Genomic DNA, 15,593 nt, shown 5'->3' on the forward strand with positions numbered 1-15,593 from the left:
CCGGGCTTCGATGAACTGAAGCCCAGCACCTTCGAAACCTACTTAACTCATTGAATCTCAAGGAGTTTTCCGTTTCGACTGCGCCGGAAGTGGGGCGAATTATAGACTTCCAGAATCTGCCGTCAACACCTATTTTCATAATTCTGTCACATCAGTCAAAAAGCCCCGTAAACACAGAGGCCGGCGCCCAAGGGCGCCGGCCTCTGTGTTTACCGGTTACAAGCTGGGGAAAGCGAACTGCGAAGCCTCATGGCTGGCACGCTGCGGCCAGCGCTGGGTAATGGCCTTGCGACGGGTATAGAAACGCACGCCGTCCGGGCCGTAGGCGTGCAGGTCACCGAACAGCGAGCGCTTCCAGCCACCAAAGCTGTGATAGGCAACCGGCACCGGCAATGGAACGTTGACGCCCACCATGCCGACTTCGATCTCATCGCAGAACAACCGCGCCGCCTCGCCATCACGAGTGAAGATGCAGGTGCCGTTGCCATACTCGTGATCGTTGATCAACTGCATCGCCTCTTCCAGGCTATTGACCCGGACGATGCACAGCACCGGCCCGAAGATCTCTTCCTTATAGATGCGCATCTCAGGTGTCACGCGATCAAACAGGCAGCCACCCAGGAAGAAACCTTCCTCATGCCCGGTCACACTCAAGCCACGGCCATCGACCACCAGCGAAGCACCCGCCGCCACACCGTCTTCTATATAGCCGCTGACCTTGTCGCGATGCTGCCCCGTCACCAACGGCCCCATGTCCAGCCCACAGGACGTACCTGCGCCAATCTTCAGCGCCTTGATCTGCGGCACCAGCTTGGCCACCAGCGCATCCGCCACCTGGTCGCCGACACACACCGCTACCGAAATCGCCATGCAGCGTTCACCGCACGAACCGTACGCCGCACCCATCAGTGCGCTGACGGCATTGTCCAGGTCCGCGTCCGGCATCAGCACCGCATGGTTCTTCGCCCCACCCAGTGCCTGGACGCGTTTGCCACGCCGCGTGCCCTCGGCATAGATGTATTCGGCAATCGGCGTCGAACCGACAAAACTCAGCGCCTTCACTTCCGGCGCCTCGATCAGCGCGTCCACCGCAGCCTTGTCGCCGTGCACCACGCTCAATACGCCCTTGGGCAAACCGGCTTCCAACAACAGCTGTGCGATCAGCAGCGTCGAACTCGGGTCACGCTCGGACGGCTTGAGGATGAAGCAGTTACCGCAGACGATCGCCAACGGATACATCCACAACGGCACCATCGCCGGAAAGTTGAACGGTGTGATACCGGCCACCACACCCAGAGGCTGGAAGTCTGACCATGCGTCGATGTTCGGTCCTACGTTACGGCTGTATTCGCCTTTCAGAATTTCTGGTGCCGCGCAGGCGAACTCGACGTTTTCGATGCCGCGCTTGAGCTCACCGGCCGCATCTTCCAACGTCTTGCCATGTTCTTCACTGATCAACTGCGCGATGCGCGACTCGTTCTGCTCCAGCAATTGCTTGAAACGAAACATCACCTGCGCGCGCTTGGCCGCCGGTGTATTGCGCCAGGCCGGGAAAGCCGCCTTCGCGGCGTCGATGGCCTGCTGGATGGTCGCGCGATCAGCCAACGGCACTTTATGGATGGCCTGGCCAGTAGACGGGTTGAACACATCGGCGGTGCGAGCGCTGTCGCTCAGCAGTTCGCCATTGATCAAATGCGGGATGAGGCTCATGGGGACTCCAGAATTTATCCACAGGCGCCCGTGACCGGACGCCCGTTATCGAAAGCTATATAGAAGGACGTATCAGTCGAGCTTGTTCAGCACTTCACCGACCGCATCGAACAGGCGATCCAGATCCTGCGGCTTGCTGTTGAACGTTGGACCGAACTGCAGGGTGTCGCCGCCAAACCGCACATAGAACCCGGCTTTCCACAACGCCATGCCGGCCTCGAATGGACGCACGATTGCGTCGCCGTCGCGCCCGGCGATCTGGATCGCGCCGGCCAGGCCATAGTTGCGAATGTCGATGACGTTTTTCGCGCCCTTCAAGCCGTGCAGTGCATTCTCGAAATGCGGGGCGATCTCGGCCACGCTCTGTACCAGGTTTTCCTTCTGCAGCAGGTCCAGCGCAGCCAGGCCAGCCGCGCAGGCTACCGGGTGCGCCGAGTAGGTGTAGCCGTGGGGAAACTCCACCGCGTACTCGGGCGTCGGCTGGTTCATGAACGTCTGGTAGATCTCGGAGCTGGCAATCACCGCACCCATGGGGATCGCGCCATTGGTGACTTGTTTGGCGATGCACATCAGGTCCGGCGTCACGCCAAAGCTGTCGGCACCGAACATCGAACCGGTGCGGCCGAAACCGGTGATCACTTCGTCGAACACCAGGAGAATGCTGTGCTGGTCGCAGATTTCCCGCAGGCGCTTGAGGTAACCCTCTGGCGGCACCAGCACGCCAGCCGACCCCGCCATCGGTTCGACGAATACCGCAGCGATGTTGGAAGCATCGTGCAGCTCGATCAACTTCAGCAGCTCATCGGCCAAGGCGATGCCACCCTCTTTCGGCATGCCACGGGAATAGGCATTGCTGGCCAGCAAGGTGTGAGGCAAGTGGTCGACGTCCATCATGGCTTGGCCGAACAGCTTGCGGTTGCCGTTGACACCGCCGAGGCTGGTGCCGGCGATGTTCACGCCGTGATAGCCACGGGCACGACCAATCATCTTGGTCTTGGTCGCCTGGCCCTTGAGACGCCAGTAGGCGCGGACCATCTTCACCGCGGTATCGGCGCACTCGGAGCCGGAGTCGGTAAAGAACACATGATTGAGATTGCCCGGGGTCAGACTGGTGATTTTTTCCGCCAGTTGGAACGACAGCGGATGGCCGTACTGGAACCCCGGCGAGTAATCGAGGGTGCCCAGTTGCTTGGCGACCGCTTCCTGGATTTCCTTGCGGGTGTGCCCGGCGCCACATGTCCACAGGCCCGACAGCGAGTCGTACACCTTGCGCCCCTTGTCATCCACCAGCCAACTGCCTTCGGCAGCGACGATCAGGCGCGGATCGCGCTGGAAATTGCGGTTGGCGGTGTAAGGCATCCAGTGGGCATCCAGCTTGAGCTGGCTGGCCAGGGAACCGGCAGCGTGTTCGGGCATGTTCATCGACAAAACCTCGCAGATCATAAGCGACAGGGAATCGAAAGCGTTCTTGCAGCTAAGTTGCCACGGCGATAAAGTCGGTGAAATCCAACTTTTGTAACCTTCAGTCTGTAGATCACTAAACTATGAGCGCTCGTCGTCCCGATCCACTGGCCCAGGTCAGCGACTTTGATATTCGCCTGCTGCGCATTTTCCGCAGCGTAGTGGAATGTGGTGGATTTTCCGCCGCAGAAACCGTGCTTGGCATCGGCCGCTCGGCCATCAGCCAGCAGATGAGCGATCTAGAGCAACGCCTCGGCCTGCGCCTGTGCCAGCGTGGGCGCGCGGGCTTTTCCCTGACCGAGGAAGGTCGCGAGGTGTATCAATCGGCGTTGCAGCTATTGAGCGCACTGGAAAGCTTTCGCACCGAGGTCAACGGCCTGCACCAGCATTTGCGCGGTGAATTGACCATCGGCCTGACCGACAACCTGGTCACCCTGCCCCACATGCGCATCACCCACGCCTTGGCGCAATTGAAAGAACGCGGGCCCGACGTGCAGATCCAGATCCGCATGATCGCCCCCAACGAAGTCGAGCAAGGCGTGCTCGACGGGCGCCTGCACGTCGGCGTAGTTCCCCAGGCCAGTGCCCTGTCCGGGCTGGAATATCAACCGCTGTACAGTGAACGATCACTGCTGTACTGCGCGGTCGGGCATCCGCTGTTTTATGTCGATGACCAGCAACTTGAGGACGCTCGCCTCAACAGCCAGGACGCCATCGCGCCAACCTTCCGCCTGCCTGCCGAAATACAGGCCCATTACCAGGCGCTCAATTGCACCGCGAGCGCATCGGACCGCGAAGGCATGGCGTTCCTGATCCTCACCGGACGCTACATCGGTTACCTGCCCGATCACTACGCCAGCCTCTGGGTCCAGCAAGGTCGGCTGCGGGCCCTGAAGCCCTCCGCACGTTTCTATGACCTGAGCCTGGCGTCGGTCACGCGCAAGGGGCGTCGGCCTCACCTGGTGCTGGAGAGTTTTCTCGAAAGCCTCGCAGCCACCCGTTAACCCTTTGCTCTTTGTGGGAGCGAGCTTGCTCGCTCCCACAGGTGTTTAGTCAGGCTTTTAGTGTGATGGCACTTGTCGGATCGATGCCGGTGCGCTATCAACGCACTTGCTTGCCCACAGACCCAGCCCGGAAACGCCCATGACCTTTGAAGTCCCTGCCCACGGTGGCAAGCCCACCAGTCGCATTCGTCAAAAGAACGAAGAGACGATTCTCAAGGCTGCCGAAGATGAATTCGCCCGTCACGGGTTCAAAGGCACCAGCATGAATGCCATCGCCCTGAAGGCCGGGCTGCCCAAGGCAAATCTGCATTATTACTTCACCAATAAACTCGGCTTGTACGTGGCGGTGCTGAGCAACATCATCGAATTGTGGGACAGCACCTTCAATACCCTCACAGCCGAGGATGATCCGGCCGAAGCCCTGACCCGCTATATCCGCGCCAAGATGGAGTTCTCTCGTCGCCAACCCCAGGCATCGCGATTGTTTGCCATGGAAGTGATCAGCGGCGGCGAATGCCTGACCGAGTATTTCAACCAGGATTATCGCGCCTGGTTCAATGGTCGGGCGGCCGTATTCCAGGCCTGGATCGATGCCGGCAAGATGGACCCGATCGACCCGGTTCACCTCATTTTCCTGTTATGGGGCAGCACCCAGCATTACGCCGACTTCGCCACCCAGATCTGTCGCGTGACCGGGCGCAGCAAGTTGACCAAGCAGGACATGGTCGAGGCTGGCGACAACCTGATCCGCATCATTCTCAAAGGCTGCGGCCTGACACCTGCCCTCTAAGATCGCCATGCCCTTTACCCTTGCCGGCTTTTGCGAACACCGCGAAGAAATTCGCAAAAGCCGCTTCATCACGTTCGCCGCGCCCATCACCAGCCCCGCCGACGCCCAGGCCTTTATCGACCAGCACAGCGACCTGAATGCCTCGCACAATTGCTGGGCCTGGAAACTCGGCGACCAATACCGCAGCTACGACGATGGCGAACCGGGAGGCACCGCCGGGCGGCCAATCCTGGCCGCGATCGAAGCACAAGCCTGCGATCAGGTCGCGGTGCTGGTGATTCGCTGGTACGGCGGGATTCAACTGGGCACGGGCGGGCTGGCCCGGGCTTATGGCGGCGGCGCGAACAAATGCCTGCAAAACGCCGAGAAAATCGAATTGATCAGTCGCGTGGCGCTGCGCTGTTCCTGCGGATTCGCCGAGCTGGCCCTGGTGAAACTGCGTGTCGCCGAATGCGCCGGGTTGGTCAATGAAGAGCGCTTTACAGCCAACGGCGTAGACCTTCAACTGGCCGTGGGCGAAGCGCAGATCGAAACATTGCAAACGCATCTGGCGGACCTGAGCCGTGGCCGGATTCTGCTGGCACGTTGAGATCAGCCTGCGACCTTTCAGGGCGCCTCGCAATCGTTCAACTTGCCCACATCCACTGTGTACCCGACTGTGGATAACCTGAGCACATCCCTCTGTAACCCTTCTGTCATGCGGGTTTCAGAGAGTTGCTCATTTTTCAGCCAAAGTCCCGTGGAACCGACAAATCCATCCATAAAACAAACGCTTGCGGCGGTTTATCACCTTTAGAAGAAAGCCCCGCAGTGCTTATGCCCGAGTTTCCCGCTTGCACACAATAACTGTGGAGCAACCTGTGGATAACCCGTTCATGGCTCCTGCCACCCCAAGAAGGGCATGGCTCGCAGCCGCTTGCTCAATTCTTAACCACCCATTTCAGGGCAAACCGATGCCTGCGCAAAACTTGCACGCTCCAAGCCGGTGCAGAATTTTCCTGCGGCAGATGCCCTGGCTACATGCAGAGAGCCTTGGCGACGCGGGCCGAGGCAATTTCCTGACCTGATGGCCAGGAAATTGCTTTATCCACAGGCATTCCTGTCCATCGGCCCGAGCCTGTCATGTCCAACCCCGATTCCATCGCGCGCCTGCAATTGCGCAACATCAGCAAACGCTACCCCGGTTGCCTGGCCAACGACGCCATCGACCTGAGCATCCAACCCGGGGAGATCCACGCCCTGCTCGGGGAAAACGGTGCGGGTAAAAGCACCCTGATGAAGATTATCTACGGCGTCACCCCTGCCGATTCGGGCGAGGTGATCTGGCAAGGCCAGCGCATCAACCTGCGCAACCCGGCCCAGGCCCGCGGCCTGGGAATCGGCATGGTGTTCCAGCATTTCTCGCTGTTCGAAACCCTCACCGTTGCGCAGAACATTGCCCTGGCAATGGGCGCGGCAGCCGGTACGCCGGCGCAGCTGGAACCCCGGATCCGCGAGGTTTCCCGGCGTTACGGCATGGCGCTGGAGCCGCAGCGGCTGGTCCACAGCCTGTCGATTGGCGAGCGGCAGCGGGTGGAGATCATTCGCTGCCTGATGCAGGACATTCGCCTGCTGATTCTCGACGAACCGACCTCGGTGCTCACGCCCGTGGAAGCCGAAGAACTGTTCGTGACCCTGCGCCGACTGGCGAGCGAGGGCTGCAGCATCCTGTTTATCAGCCACAAGCTCGGGGAAGTGCGAGCGTTGTGCCACAGCGCCACGGTGCTGCGCGGCGGACGGGTGTCGGGGCATTGCACGCCGGCGCAATGCTCGGACCGGGAGCTGGCGCAACTGATGGTTGGCGAAGCGGCCGGACTGATCACGGACTACACCAAGGTCAGCGCAGACAAAGTCTTCCTGCAAATCAACAAGCTGTCCTGGCACAACCCGGACCCGTTCGGCTGCTCGTTGCGGGAGATCGACCTGGAGGTGCGCAGCGGCGAAATCGTCGGCATCGCCGGGGTGGCGGGCAACGGTCAGGACGAATGGCTGGCGTTGCTCAGCGGAGAAACGCCGCTTGCCCGCCAGCAAGGCGAAACGATCCGATTCGACGGGCAACCCGTGGCTCATCTACGCCCCGACGCCCGTCGCCGGCTCGGGCTGGCCTTTGTCCCCGCCGAGCGCCTGGGCCACGGCGCCGTGCCGCAATTGAGCCTGGCGGATAACGCCTTGCTCAGTGCGTTCCAACAGGGCCTGGTCAGCCACGGACTGATTCGCCGCAGCAAGGTCGAACACCTGGCCGAGGAGATCATCCGCCGCTTTGGCGTGAAGACCCCCGACACCAGAACCCCGGCGCGCAGCCTCTCGGGAGGCAACCTGCAGAAATTCATTCTCGGCCGGGAAATCCTGCAACAGCCGAAGCTGCTGGTGGCCGCTCACCCGACCTGGGGCGTGGACGTCGGCGCGGCCGCGACCATCCATCGCGCACTGATTGCCCTGCGCGATGCAGGCGCGGCGATTCTGGTGATCTCCGAAGACCTCGACGAACTGTTCCAGATCAGCGACCGCCTCGGCGCCTTGTGCGGCGGGCGTCTGTCGGCCTTGAGACCCACCGTCGAGACCCGGCTCAGTGACGTCGGTGGCTGGATGGCCGGCCAGTTCGACGCCCCTCAATCCCCTGCCCCCGCACCGGTTTAAACGGAGTTCTACATGCTGCTTTCTCTCGAACCTCGCGGCCAGCAATCGCGCCTGATGCTCTGGTGCTCACCGCTACTGGCCGCCGTGTTGACCCTGGCCTGTGGCTCGCTGCTGTTCATCGCCCTGGGGCACGATCCGCTGCAAACGCTGTACACCCTGTTGATCGCCCCGATCAGCGATCTGTACGGCGTGTCCGAGTGGCTGGTCAAGACCCTGCCGATCCTGCTGTGTGCCCTCGGCCTGGCCGTGGCCTATCAGGCGCGAATCTGGAACATCGGCGCTGAAGGCCAACTGCTGCTCGGCGCCCTGGCCGGCAGCGCCTTGGCGGTGAACATCATCGACATGCAAAGCCGCTGGGCACTGGTGCTGATCCTGCTGACCGGCACCCTGGCCGGTGCCGCCTGGGCCGGGCTCACGGCGTGGCTGCGCACGCGCTTCAATGCCAATGAAATCCTCACCAGCATCATGCTCAATTACATCGCCCTGAACCTGTTGCTGTTTTGCGTTCACGGACCGTTGAAAGACCCGGCGGGTTTCAACTTCCCCGAGTCGGCGATGTTCGGCGAGGCCAGTCGCCTGCCGTTGCTGCTGGAGGACGGCCGGGTCCACGCCGGGCTGTATTTCGCCCTGCTGGCACTGGTGGCGGTGTGGGTTTTGCTGCAGAAAAGCTTCGTTGGCTTTCAGATCAAGGTACTGGGCCTCGATGCCCGCGCCGCCGGTTTCGCCGGTTTTCGCCAGAAACCGTTGGTGTGGCTGGCGTTGTTGATCAGCGGGGCACTGGCCGGGCTGGCCGGCGTCTGCGAAGTGACCGGGCCGATCGGTCAACTGGTGCCGCAGGTGTCGCCGGGCTACGGCTATGCGGCAATTACCGTGGCGTTCCTGGGGAGGCTCAATCCCATTGGCATTCTGTTTTCCAGCCTGTTGATGGCGTTGCTGTACATCGGCGGCGAGAGCGCGCAGATGTCGCTGAACCTTCCCCAGGCAATCACCCAACTGTTCCAGGGAATGATGCTGTTTTTCCTGTTGGCCTGCGACGTGCTGATTCTGTACCGGCCACGCCTCAACCTGCGCTGGGCCCGCCGCACCCGAACCACCGCCGTACAGGCAGGAGCGCTGTGATGGATATCGACCTGTTGAGCAATATTTTCTACGCCATGGTCCGCTGCGGTACGCCGTTGCTGCTGGTGGCCCTGGGTGAATTGGTCTGCGAAAAAAGCGGCGTCCTCAACCTGGGCCAGGAAGGCATGATGCAGTTCGGTGCGGTGATCGGTTTTATCGTCGCATTCAACAGCGGCAACCTGTGGCTCGGCGTGCTGCTGGCGATGGCTGCCGGCATGCTGTTGTCGGCGTTGTTCGCGCTGGTGGCGCTGGTATTCAACGCCAATCAGGTGGCCACCGGGCTGGCGCTGACGATTTTCGGTGTGGGCCTGTCGAGCTTTGTCGGAGCGGCCTGGGTCGGCAAACCGCTGGCGGGATTCGAGCCGCTGGCGATTCCTTACTTGAGTGACATTCCACTGATCGGGCGGATGCTGTTTGCCCAGGATCTGCTGGTTTACCTGTCCTTCGCCCTGTTTGCCCTGGTGGCGTGGATGATAGTGAAAAGCCGCGTCGGGTTGATCATCCAGGCCGTCGGGGAAAATCCCGATACCGCCAGTGCCATGGGCCTGCCGGTGTTGCGGGTGAGGACCCTGGCGGTACTGTTTGGCGGCGCCATGGCCGGGTTGGCCGGCGCCTATCTGTCGCTGGCCTACACGCCGATGTGGGCCGAGAACATGAGCGCCGGACGCGGCTGGATCGCCCTGGCGCTGGTGGTGTTCGCCAGTTGGCGGGTGTGGCGCCTGCTGCTGGGCGCCTACCTGTTCGGCCTCGCCAGCATCCTGCACCTGGTGGCCCAGGGGCTGGGCCTGGCGATTCCATCGAGTCTGCTGGCGATGCTGCCGTATGCCGCGACCATTGTGGTGCTGGTGCTGTTGTCCCGGGACGCCGTGCGCACCCGGCTGTATGCGCCGGTGTCCCTGGGGCAGCCTTGGCAGGCGGGGCACTGAGATAGACTGCGGCGCGCCTATCGCGGGCAAGCCTTGCTCCTACAGATTTTCAAGAGTCCCACAGATTTTCAGCGATCTGTGGGAGCAAAGGCTTGCCCGCGATGAGTCCCGAACAGGCAACACCTGAACCAAGCCCCACACCACCTCGAAAAACAGGAAAACCCACAACACCGCACTGGCCCCATGAAGCAGCGCATACAGCATCCAGGCCGAAAACAGAAACCGCCCCGTCGCGTCATAACGCCCGTACAGCGCCTGCGGATCCCGAATCCGCAGCACCGCCCACACGCAGACAATCGAGCCCATCAAATTCACCATCAACACATGCGCCGGCGCAAATGGCGGCAGGTCCCCAGGCAGGTCAAATAGCTGAGTCATGCTCACCAACACGCCATGCAGTGCCGCAAAGCTCCACGGCGTGACCAGCGCGGCCGACACGATCAGGTCGTACCAGGCGCTGCCAAGCACCACCCGGCGGTATTGCATCGAAGTCCACATACACTTTGCTCCAGATAATTGGGGAGCGAAAAGGCTAAAGCCTGGGGTATGCTCCAAGGTCAAGTCCTCTGGAGTTCCACAATGCGCATCGGTGAATTAGCCCAGGCCTGCGCCGTCAGTCGAGACACACTGCGCTTCTACGAGCAGCGGGGCCTGATCGCGGCGACGCGCAGCGCCAATGGCTATCGCGACTACCCCGCCGACGTGGTCCAACTGGTGCTCTATATCAAGACAGCCCAGCGCCTGGGCTTTACCCTGGGCGAGATCGGCGCCAGCGTCGCCGCCCTGTGGAACGCCCCCGACCCGGACTGCGCCGTGACGCAATTGCTGCAAGACAAACTGAACCTGATCGAAACCCGCATCACCGAACTCGACGCGTTGCGTCACGAGCTGAAACAACGGCTCGGACAACGCTGTCCATTAAATCCATGACCTTTTTCTTTCAAGGATGCCTCTCATGAATTCGGCAAGAAACGCATTGATCATCGGCGCCTCCCGGGGCCTGGGCCTCGGTCTGGTGAAGACGCTGCTCAGCGATGGCTGGAACGTGACCGCCACCGTGCGCAACCCGCAGAACGCAGAGGCTTTGAAGGCGCTGGGCCCGGTGCGGATCGAAAAACTCGACATGGACGATCAACAAGCGGTCATCGCCCTGAGCCAACAGCTCAAGGGCGAGACCTTCGATCTGTTGTTCGTCAATGCCGGCGTCAAGGGCCCGGACAACCAGAGCCCGGGCGGTGCGACGCTGGCCGAAGTCGGCCAGTTGTTCTTCACCAACGCGGTGGCGCCGATCAACCTGGCCCAACGCTTCGTTGGCCAGATCCGCGACGGCAGCGGCGTGCTCGCCTTCATGAGTTCGGTGCTGGGCAGCGTGACCATGCCCGACGCGCCGGAACTGGCGCTGTACAAGGCCAGCAAGGCGGCGCTCAACTCCATGACCAATAGCTTTGTCAGCCAACTGGGCGAGCAGTCACTGACCGTGCTGTCGCTGCACCCGGGCTGGGTGAAGACCGACATGGGCGGCGAAGGAGCGGACATCGATGTCGAGACCAGCACTCGCGGGCTGATCGACCAGGTCGATGCCTTTTCCGGCAAGGGTGGGCATCATTTCGTCAACTACCGGGGCGAAACAATCCCTTGGTAACTCCGCTAATCCCATGTGGGAGCGAGCTTGCTCGCGATGGCGGCAGGTCAGTCGACATCGATGTTGGATGTGAGGCTGCCATCGCGAGCAAGCTCACTCCCACCAAGCCCTCTCCTAATAGGAACCTGAGTTGGGCACTGGAAATGTGTCCGGCAACCTGAGTAAACTCCGACCCTCGCCCCCCACGGCGACCCTGGATCAGCAGACAGGGCATCACTGAGCTGGCTAACCTGAACCCACTTTCAGAGGAGCCGGCCACCATGCCTGCGACCCGTACCTGGTTAAAAAATCCCCTCGCCATTTTCACGGCCAACGACCTCGATGCCCGTGGCGGCCTCGTCCTGCAGGACGGTGTGATCGTCGAACTGCTAAGCGCCGGCCAGCAACCCGCCCAGCCCTGTGACGACATCTTCGATGCGCGCGAGCATGTGATCCTGCCGGGGTTGATCAATACCCACCATCATTTCTACCAGACCCTGACCCGTGCCTGGGCGCCAGTGGTGAACCAGCCGTTGTTTCCCTGGTTGACGACCCTCTACCCGGTGTGGGCGCGGCTGACCCCGGAAAAACTTGCCCTGGCCAGCAAAGTGGCCTTGGCCGAGTTGCTGCTGTCGGGCTGCACCACCGCGGCCGACCACCATTACCTGTTTCCCGAAGGCCTGGAAAACGCCATCGACGTGCAAGTGCAGAGTGTTCGTGAACTGGGCATGCGCGCGATGCTGACCCGCGGTTCCATGAGCCTGGGCGAGGCCGACGGTGGCTTGCCGCCGCAGCAGACCGTGCAGCAGGGCCAAGTGATTCTCGACGACAGCCAGCGCTTGATCGCCGAGTACCACGAGCGCGGCGACGGCGCGCAGATCCAGATTGCCCTGGCGCCCTGCTCACCGTTTTCGGTCACGCCGCAGATCATGAGCGCCAGCGCCGAGCTGGCGGAAAAACTCGACGTACGCCTGCACACGCACCTGGCCGAAACCCTCGATGAAGAAGCGTTTTGCCTGCAACGCTTCGGCCTGCGCACCGTGGATTACCTGGACAGCGTCGGCTGGCTTGGCCCGCGTACCTGGCTGGCCCACGGCATTCATTTCAACCCGGATGAAATCGCCCGTCTCGGCGCCGCCGGCACCGGCATCTGTCACTGCCCGAGTTCCAACATGCGCCTGGCCTCGGGCATTTGCCCGACCCTGGACCTGACCGCCGCCGGCGCTCCCGTGGGCCTGGGGGTAGACGGTTCGGCATCCAACGATGCCTCGAACATGATCCTCGAAACCCGCCAGGCGCTGTACATCCAGCGCCTGCGCTACGGCGCGCAAGCGATCACGCCGGAACGCGTGCTGGGCTGGGCGACCCGGGGCTCGGCGCAACTGCTCGGGCGCAGCGATATCGGTGAATTGGCGGAGGGCAAGCAGGCCGACCTGGCGCTGTTCAAGCTCGATGAACTGCGTTTCTCCGGCAGCCACGATCCGATTTCCGCACTGCTGCTGTGCGGCGCGGATCGGGCGGATCGGGTGATGATCGGTGGGCAATGGCGGGTCATCGACGGGCAAGTCGAGGGGTTGGACTTGAAGGGCTTGATTGCTGACCACAGCCAGGCGGCACGGGAGTTGATCGCCGGCATCTGATCGGACGCCATCGCGGGCAAGTCTCGCGGCAAGGCTGCCCTCATAAACACCCACCATTTACTGTGGGAGCAAGGCTTGCCCGCGATGCTCTTCTAGAGACCCAGCAAGGACAACATGATGAACGTCGCAAACAACACAAAATGGGTCATGCCTTCGATGGCATTGGTTTCGCCATCGTTGAGGTTGATCGCGCTGACGATCAGGGTGATGAAGATCATCACCGTCTGCACCGGGGTCATTGCCATCTGGAACGGCTGGCCGGTGTAGAGGGCCATGGCCTCCATCACCGGCACGGTCAGGATCACGGTGGACAGCGAAGCGCCCAGCGCGATGTTCACCACCGACTGCATGCGATTGGCGAGGGCCGCGCGCAGGGCGGTGAGGATTTCCGGTGCGGCGGAGATGGCGGCCACCAGGATTGCCGTGACCACCGGCGGCGCACCCGAGCCTTCCAATCCCAGGTCGAGGGCCTTGGACATGACTTCGGCCAGGGCGCCGATCACCACCACGCCAAACACCAGCGCGCCGATGGAAAGCGTCAGGCTGATGGGTTCCGGCTCGTTTTCCACCGGCTCTTTCTTGCGGCGTTTTTCCGGATAGCTGTAGCTGAAGAAGTAACTGTGAGGCCCGACCTGCATGCGCAGGAACAAGGTGTAAAGCACGATCATCGCGCCGATGGTAAAGGCCGAATACATTTTCCAGCTCTCGCGGGGAATGAACTCCGGCACCACCATCGATACCCCCATGGCGGTGAGAATCATCACGCTGTAAGTGCGCGCCGAATCGTCGTTGTAAGCCTGCTCGCCATGCTTGATCCCGCCCATCAGCGCCGCGAGCCCGAGGATGCCGTTGATGTCGAGCATCACCGCCGAGTAGATCGTGTCCCGCACCAACGTCGACGAAGCCTCGTTGCTCATCATGATCGCCAGGATCACCACCTCCACCAGTACCGCCGACAGCGTCAGGATCATGGTGCCGTAAGGATCACCGACCTTTTCCGCCAGCAGTTCGGCGTGATGGGCCACGCGCATGGACGCCGCGACGATGAAACCGATCAGGACCAGGCCGCCAGCCAACGCCACCACTTGCCCGCTGCCCAGCAGCCAGTGCTCCAGCGGATAGGCGATACACGCGGCGATCAGCGCCAGCAACAGCAGTTTTTCTTGCTTGAGCAAAGTGAGCATCGCGGGCCTGTCACCGTGGGCGGGGTCATGAGTTACTGACTATAGGAGGCGGTGAACGTTTCGTTCGGTGTGATGCACCAGGGGGTGGCGTCTGCAGGCAGGGTGCACCTTTATTGTTCTCATGAGCCTCATCGCGGGCAAGCCTTGCTCCCACAGGTATTGCGTCGCACTTGTGAAGCGAGCTTGCCCTCCCATGAGGTTGGGCTGCCCATCTGCTGGGGCAAGGCCTTATTCCACATTGTTTGACCTTGCACTTGTGGGAGCAAGGCTTGCCCGCGATGACGGCATCAAGGTGTCGCATATTTTGTTGTCTTGTTGGTCAGCATTTTGCATTGGTGCTGCACAGCCAACCTCACAACAAAATGGAGTTCGAGTTCATGCACAAACGCCCCTTGAAGAAGTTGCTTTGCGCCGTCGTCGCCGCCGTCGGCCTGGGCGCAGGCCTGAATGCCAGTGCCGCCGACCCGCTGAAGGTCGGCTTCGTCTACATCGGCCCGATCGGCGACCACGGCTGGACCTATCAGCATGAGCAAGGGCGCAAGGAGCTGGCGGCGAAATTCGGTGAGCAGATCACCACCAACTACGTGGAAAACGTGCCGGAGGGTGCCGACGCCGAGCGGGTGATCCGCAACATGGCCAAGGACAAGTACGACCTGATCTTCACCACCTCCTTCGGCTACATGAACCCGACGCTCAAGGTCGCCAAGCAATTTCCCAAGGTGATCTTCGAACACGCCACCGGCTACAAGCAGGACAAGAACCTGGGCACGTACCTGGCTCGCACCTACGAAGGTCGCTACGTCGGTGGTTTCCTCGCGGCCAAGATGACCAAGACCAAGAAGATCGGCTACGTCGCCTCCTTCCCGATCCCGGAAGTCATCCGCGACATCAACGCCATCCAATTGGCCCTGAACAAGTACAACCCCGGCAGCGAGATCAAAGTGGTGTGGGTCAACTCCTGGTTCGACCCGGGCAAGGAAGCCGACGCCGCCAACGCGCTGATCGACCAGGGCGTGGACGTGGTGTTCCAGCACACCGACAGCCCGGCGCCGATCCAGGCCGCCGAGCGACGCGGCGTCTATGCGGTGGGCTACGCTTCGGACATGGCCCACTTCGGCCCCAAGGCGGTGCTGACGTCCATCGTCAATGACTGGGGCCCGCATTACATCCAGGCGACCCAAAGCGTGCTCGACCACAGCTGGAAATCCCAGGACTACTGGGGTGGACTGAAGGAAGGCACGGTGAAACTGCCGATCAGCGACCTGGTGCCGGCAGCGGTCAAGGGCGAAGCCGAGCAGATCATCGCCGACATCGAGAGCGGCGCCTTCCACCCGTTCACCGGCCCGATCAAGGACCAGGCCGGCGTCGAGAAAATCCCGGCGGGCGTGAGCGCCACCAACGCGGAACTTGCGTCGATGAATTATTACGTCGAAGGCATGAAGGCTGAGATTCCCAAATAACC

General features: G+C 61.6%; 14 protein-coding genes. 10 read left to right on the top strand and 4 right to left on the bottom strand.

What is annotated here, in order from left to right; translation table 11 throughout:
* Positions 1-216: 216 nt before the first annotated feature.
* Both F7R20_RS15225 and F7R20_RS15230 read right to left on the bottom strand, forming a co-directional pair.
* Positions 217-1,710, bottom strand: a complete 1,494-nt coding sequence (locus F7R20_RS15225) for a CoA-acylating methylmalonate-semialdehyde dehydrogenase (RefSeq protein ID WP_003197520.1) — start codon at positions 1,708-1,710, stop codon at positions 217-219.
* A gap of 72 nt (positions 1,711-1,782) precedes the next feature.
* Positions 1,783-3,132, bottom strand: coding sequence for an aspartate aminotransferase family protein (locus F7R20_RS15230; protein ID WP_003197518.1), 1,350 nt, complete (start codon positions 3,130-3,132; stop codon positions 1,783-1,785).
* A gap of 122 nt (positions 3,133-3,254) precedes the next feature.
* On the opposite strand from F7R20_RS15230, the gene F7R20_RS15235 reads away from it, so the two are divergent.
* The 6 genes from F7R20_RS15235 (at position 3,255) to F7R20_RS15260 (ending at position 9,686) form a co-directional block, all read left to right on the top strand.
* Complete coding sequence (locus tag F7R20_RS15235; RefSeq protein WP_003197516.1) at positions 3,255-4,175, top strand: LysR family transcriptional regulator; 921 nt, start codon at positions 3,255-3,257, stop codon at positions 4,173-4,175.
* A gap of 139 nt (positions 4,176-4,314) precedes the next feature.
* Entirely contained in the window at positions 4,315-4,965 is a 651-nt protein-coding gene (locus F7R20_RS15240; RefSeq protein WP_003197514.1) for a TetR/AcrR family transcriptional regulator, read from the top strand.
* Between the two features lie 7 nt (positions 4,966-4,972).
* The gene (locus tag F7R20_RS15245; protein WP_003197508.1) at positions 4,973-5,554 is read left to right on the top strand and encodes an IMPACT family protein; all 582 of its coding nucleotides are present in this window, start codon (positions 4,973-4,975) and stop codon (positions 5,552-5,554) included.
* 533 nt (positions 5,555-6,087) lie between these two features.
* Positions 6,088-7,641 carry an ABC transporter ATP-binding protein gene (locus tag F7R20_RS15250; RefSeq protein ID WP_003197506.1) on the top strand — a complete coding sequence of 518 codons (1,554 nt, stop codon included), beginning with the start codon at positions 6,088-6,090 and terminating at the stop codon, positions 7,639-7,641.
* Positions 7,642-7,653: 12 nt separating this feature from the next.
* Positions 7,654-8,760 carry an ABC transporter permease gene (locus tag F7R20_RS15255; RefSeq protein ID WP_003197504.1) on the top strand — a complete coding sequence of 369 codons (1,107 nt, stop codon included), beginning with the start codon at positions 7,654-7,656 and terminating at the stop codon, positions 8,758-8,760.
* On the top strand, positions 8,760-9,686 hold the full coding sequence (locus F7R20_RS15260; RefSeq protein ID WP_003197502.1) for an ABC transporter permease: 927 nt from the start codon (positions 8,760-8,762) through the stop codon (positions 9,684-9,686). The genes F7R20_RS15255 and F7R20_RS15260 overlap by 1 nt, the downstream gene beginning before the upstream one ends.
* A 39-nt stretch (positions 9,687-9,725) precedes the next feature.
* On the opposite strand, the gene F7R20_RS15265 is transcribed toward F7R20_RS15260, so the two are convergent.
* A complete protein-coding gene (locus F7R20_RS15265) occupies positions 9,726-10,184 on the bottom strand; it encodes a hypothetical protein (RefSeq protein WP_003197500.1) in 459 nt (152 codons plus the stop codon).
* Between the two features lie 81 nt (positions 10,185-10,265).
* Here F7R20_RS15265 and F7R20_RS15270 point away from each other — a divergent pair, with 81 nt between their 5' ends.
* The 3 genes from F7R20_RS15270 to F7R20_RS15280 all read left to right on the top strand — a co-directional run bounded on the left by F7R20_RS15270 (position 10,266) and on the right by F7R20_RS15280 (position 12,947).
* Complete coding sequence (locus tag F7R20_RS15270) at positions 10,266-10,616, top strand: MerR family transcriptional regulator (RefSeq protein WP_003197497.1); 351 nt, start codon at positions 10,266-10,268, stop codon at positions 10,614-10,616.
* Positions 10,617-10,641: 25 nt separating this feature from the next.
* On the top strand, positions 10,642-11,328 hold the full coding sequence (locus tag F7R20_RS15275) for an SDR family oxidoreductase (protein ID WP_003197496.1): 687 nt from the start codon (positions 10,642-10,644) through the stop codon (positions 11,326-11,328).
* A gap of 260 nt (positions 11,329-11,588) precedes the next feature.
* Entirely contained in the window at positions 11,589-12,947 is a 1,359-nt protein-coding gene (locus tag F7R20_RS15280; RefSeq protein WP_003197493.1) for an 8-oxoguanine deaminase, read from the top strand.
* Positions 12,948-13,039: 92 nt separating this feature from the next.
* Here F7R20_RS15280 and F7R20_RS15285 read toward each other — a convergent pair whose 3' ends face one another.
* The gene (locus F7R20_RS15285) at positions 13,040-14,131 is read right to left on the bottom strand and encodes a calcium:proton antiporter (RefSeq protein WP_003197491.1); all 1,092 of its coding nucleotides are present in this window, start codon (positions 14,129-14,131) and stop codon (positions 13,040-13,042) included.
* A 377-nt stretch (positions 14,132-14,508) separates the two neighbouring features.
* Here F7R20_RS15285 and F7R20_RS15290 point away from each other — a divergent pair, with 377 nt between their 5' ends.
* On the top strand, positions 14,509-15,591 hold the full coding sequence (locus F7R20_RS15290) for a BMP family ABC transporter substrate-binding protein (RefSeq protein ID WP_003197490.1): 1,083 nt from the start codon (positions 14,509-14,511) through the stop codon (positions 15,589-15,591).
* Positions 15,592-15,593: the final 2 nt, after the last annotated feature.

This window comes from Pseudomonas brassicacearum subsp. brassicacearum (assembly GCF_008801605.1).
Taxonomy (GTDB): Bacteria; Pseudomonadota; Gammaproteobacteria; order Pseudomonadales; family Pseudomonadaceae; genus Aquipseudomonas; species Aquipseudomonas brassicacearum.

What these genes read in the sequence shown, in the direction of transcription:
- F7R20_RS15225 (WP_003197520.1), bottom strand. Translation starts at nt 1,710, where the DNA reads ATGAGCCTCATCCCGCATTTGATCAATGGCGAACTGCTGAGCGACAGC.
- F7R20_RS15230 (WP_003197518.1), bottom strand. Translation starts at nt 3,132, where the DNA reads ATGAACATGCCCGAACACGCTGCCGGTTCCCTGGCCAGCCAGCTCAAG.
- F7R20_RS15235 (WP_003197516.1), top strand. Translation starts at nt 3,255, where the DNA reads ATGAGCGCTCGTCGTCCCGATCCACTGGCCCAGGTCAGCGACTTTGAT.
- F7R20_RS15240 (WP_003197514.1), top strand. Translation starts at nt 4,315, where the DNA reads ATGACCTTTGAAGTCCCTGCCCACGGTGGCAAGCCCACCAGTCGCATT.
- F7R20_RS15245 (WP_003197508.1), top strand. Translation starts at nt 4,973, where the DNA reads ATGCCCTTTACCCTTGCCGGCTTTTGCGAACACCGCGAAGAAATTCGC.
- F7R20_RS15250 (WP_003197506.1), top strand. Translation starts at nt 6,088, where the DNA reads ATGTCCAACCCCGATTCCATCGCGCGCCTGCAATTGCGCAACATCAGC.
- F7R20_RS15255 (WP_003197504.1), top strand. Translation starts at nt 7,654, where the DNA reads ATGCTGCTTTCTCTCGAACCTCGCGGCCAGCAATCGCGCCTGATGCTC.
- F7R20_RS15260 (WP_003197502.1), top strand. Translation starts at nt 8,760, where the DNA reads ATGGATATCGACCTGTTGAGCAATATTTTCTACGCCATGGTCCGCTGC.
- F7R20_RS15265 (WP_003197500.1), bottom strand. Translation starts at nt 10,184, where the DNA reads ATGTGGACTTCGATGCAATACCGCCGGGTGGTGCTTGGCAGCGCCTGG.
- F7R20_RS15270 (WP_003197497.1), top strand. Translation starts at nt 10,266, where the DNA reads ATGCGCATCGGTGAATTAGCCCAGGCCTGCGCCGTCAGTCGAGACACA.
- F7R20_RS15275 (WP_003197496.1), top strand. Translation starts at nt 10,642, where the DNA reads ATGAATTCGGCAAGAAACGCATTGATCATCGGCGCCTCCCGGGGCCTG.
- F7R20_RS15280 (WP_003197493.1), top strand. Translation starts at nt 11,589, where the DNA reads ATGCCTGCGACCCGTACCTGGTTAAAAAATCCCCTCGCCATTTTCACG.
- F7R20_RS15285 (WP_003197491.1), bottom strand. Translation starts at nt 14,131, where the DNA reads ATGCTCACTTTGCTCAAGCAAGAAAAACTGCTGTTGCTGGCGCTGATC.
- F7R20_RS15290 (WP_003197490.1), top strand. Translation starts at nt 14,509, where the DNA reads ATGCACAAACGCCCCTTGAAGAAGTTGCTTTGCGCCGTCGTCGCCGCC.